General features: G+C 61.5%; 1 protein-coding gene. It reads right to left on the reverse strand.

Annotated features, from left to right (window positions below; genetic code table 11):
- On the reverse strand, positions 1 to 2006 hold a 2006-nt coding region (locus B3520_RS11330), incomplete at its 3' end, for a Tex family protein (protein ID WP_286876078.1).
- Between the last annotated feature and the right edge of the window lie 174 nt (positions 2007 to 2180).

The following is a 2180-nucleotide window of genomic DNA, read 5'->3' on the forward strand; positions in this document are numbered from 1 at the left end:
CCGAAGTTGGTGACGTTGGTCACCGAGCCTTCCAGGATCATTCCCGGCTCCAGGTCCTTGATGGTGTCCACACCTTCCTGGAACTGGGCGGTTTTGAATTCCGGGCGGGGGTCGCGGCCGGGTTTGTCCAGCTCGCGGATGATATCGGTGACCGTCGGGACCCCGAATTTTTCGTCGGTGTACTCCGCCGCTTTCAGGCTGCGCAGAAACGCCGAGTCGCCGATCAGGCCCTTCACTTCACGGGCGTTGATCTGGGCGATTTTCTCCACCACGCTGTAGGCTTCCGGGTGCACACCGGAGGCGTCCAGCGGGTTGTCGCTGCCGGCGATGCGCAAAAAGCCCGCCGCCTGCTCAAAGGTTTTGTCCCCAAGGCGCGGCACTTTTTTCAGTTCGCTGCGCGAGCGGATCACGCCGTTGGCGTTGCGGAATTCAACAATGTTGTTGGCCAGGGTCTGGTTCAGACCGGACACGCGCGCCAGCAGCGGCGCCGAGGCGGTGTTCACTTCCACGCCCACGGCGTTCACACAGTCTTCCACCACGGCGTCCAGCTCCCGTGCGAGTTGGGTCTGGGATACGTCGTGCTGGTACTGGCCCACACCAATGGATTTCGGATCGATTTTCACCAATTCCGCCAGCGGGTCCTGGAGGCGACGGGCGATGGAAATGGCACCGCGAATGGTGACGTCCAGGTCCGGAAATTCTTTGGCGGCAAACTCGGAGGCCGAGTACACCGAGGCACCGGACTCGTTTACCATCACGCTCTTGGCTTTCAGGTCGCTGTGCTTTTTCAGCATGTCCTGAACAAATTTTTCGGTTTCCCGGGAGGCAGTACCGTTGCCGATGGCGATCAGCTCCACATCGTGCTTTTTGCACAACGCGACAATGACCGCTTCGGCTTCAGCGATTTTGAATTGAGGCGCGGTGGGGAAAATGGCGCCGTGATCAACCACCTTGCCGGTGGCGTCTACCACGGCCACTTTCACCCCGGTGCGCAAGCCCGGGTCCAGGCCGATGGTGGCTTTCTGGCCCGCCGGTGCGGCCAGCAGCAGGTCTTTCATATTGGCGGCAAACACCTTGATCGCGGCCTCCTCGGCCACTTCCCGCAGCTCACTGAGCAGGTCGGTTTCCAGGTGGGTCAGCAGCTTCACCCGCCAGGTCCAGCGCACCACCTCGCCCAGCCACTTGTCCCCGGCCCGGCCCTGGTCGCGAATCTGCCAGTGATCGGCCACCATGGCTTCGCAGGGATGGGCTTCGGTGCGCTCGGGCTCCTTCTCACCCAGCGTCAGAGACAGGTTGAGAATGCCTTCGTTGCGGCCCCGAAACATGGCCAGCGCGCGATGAGAGGGCACGCTCTTGAGGGGCTCATCGTGCTCAAAATAATCCCGGAACTTCTGTACTTCCTGGGACTGGTCGGCGTCCTTACCCGGCGCCACTCGGGCGCTCAGGTTGGCTTCGTGCTTGAGGAAGTGGCGCAGCTTGCCGAGCAGCTCGGCGTCTTCGCTGAAGCGCTCCATCAGGATGTACTTGGCGCCATCCAGTGCGGCCTTGGTGTCGTCGATCTTGTGTTCGGGGTTCAGGTATTTCGCGGCTTCGGTCTCCGGATCCAGGCTCGGATCCCCCAGCAGCGCCTCGGCCAGGGGCTCCAGGCCCGCCTCGATGGCGATCTGGCCCTTGGTGCGACGCTTGGGCTTGTAGGGTAAGTAGAGATCTTCCAGGCGGGTCTTGGTATCCGCCGCCTTGATGTCCCGCTCGAGCTCGGGGGTCAGTTTTTCCTGCTCGGCGATGCTCTTGAGAATGGCCTCGCGGCGGTCTTCGAGCTCCCGCAGGTAGCGCAGGCGCTCTTCGAGGTTACGCATCTGGGTGTCGTCCAGCCCGCCGGTGACTTCTTTCCGGTAGCGGGAGATGAAGGGCACGGTGGCGCCTTCGTCGAGCAGGGCGACGGCGGCTGCGACCTGCTGTTCGCGGCAGTTCAGTTCTTCGGCGATGCGTTGGGAGATGCTGTTCATGCGCTGACCTAAGGTTGAGAATCTCTGATTAAACAAAATGCCAAGGCCGCTCATTATCCGCAATTGGCTCCGCCAGACCAGTCTTGTTTTTGGGGAATTTTTGTGAGAGCGGTTAATGGTGGTTCAATCAAGTCCGGTCCGGGGAGGGGAAGCCCTTTCAAGACACGCCGTAAA

Origin of the sequence: Marinimicrobium sp. UBA4509, assembly GCF_002388575.1 — a bacterium.
Lineage (GTDB): Bacteria > Pseudomonadota > Gammaproteobacteria > Pseudomonadales > Cellvibrionaceae > Marinimicrobium > Marinimicrobium koreense.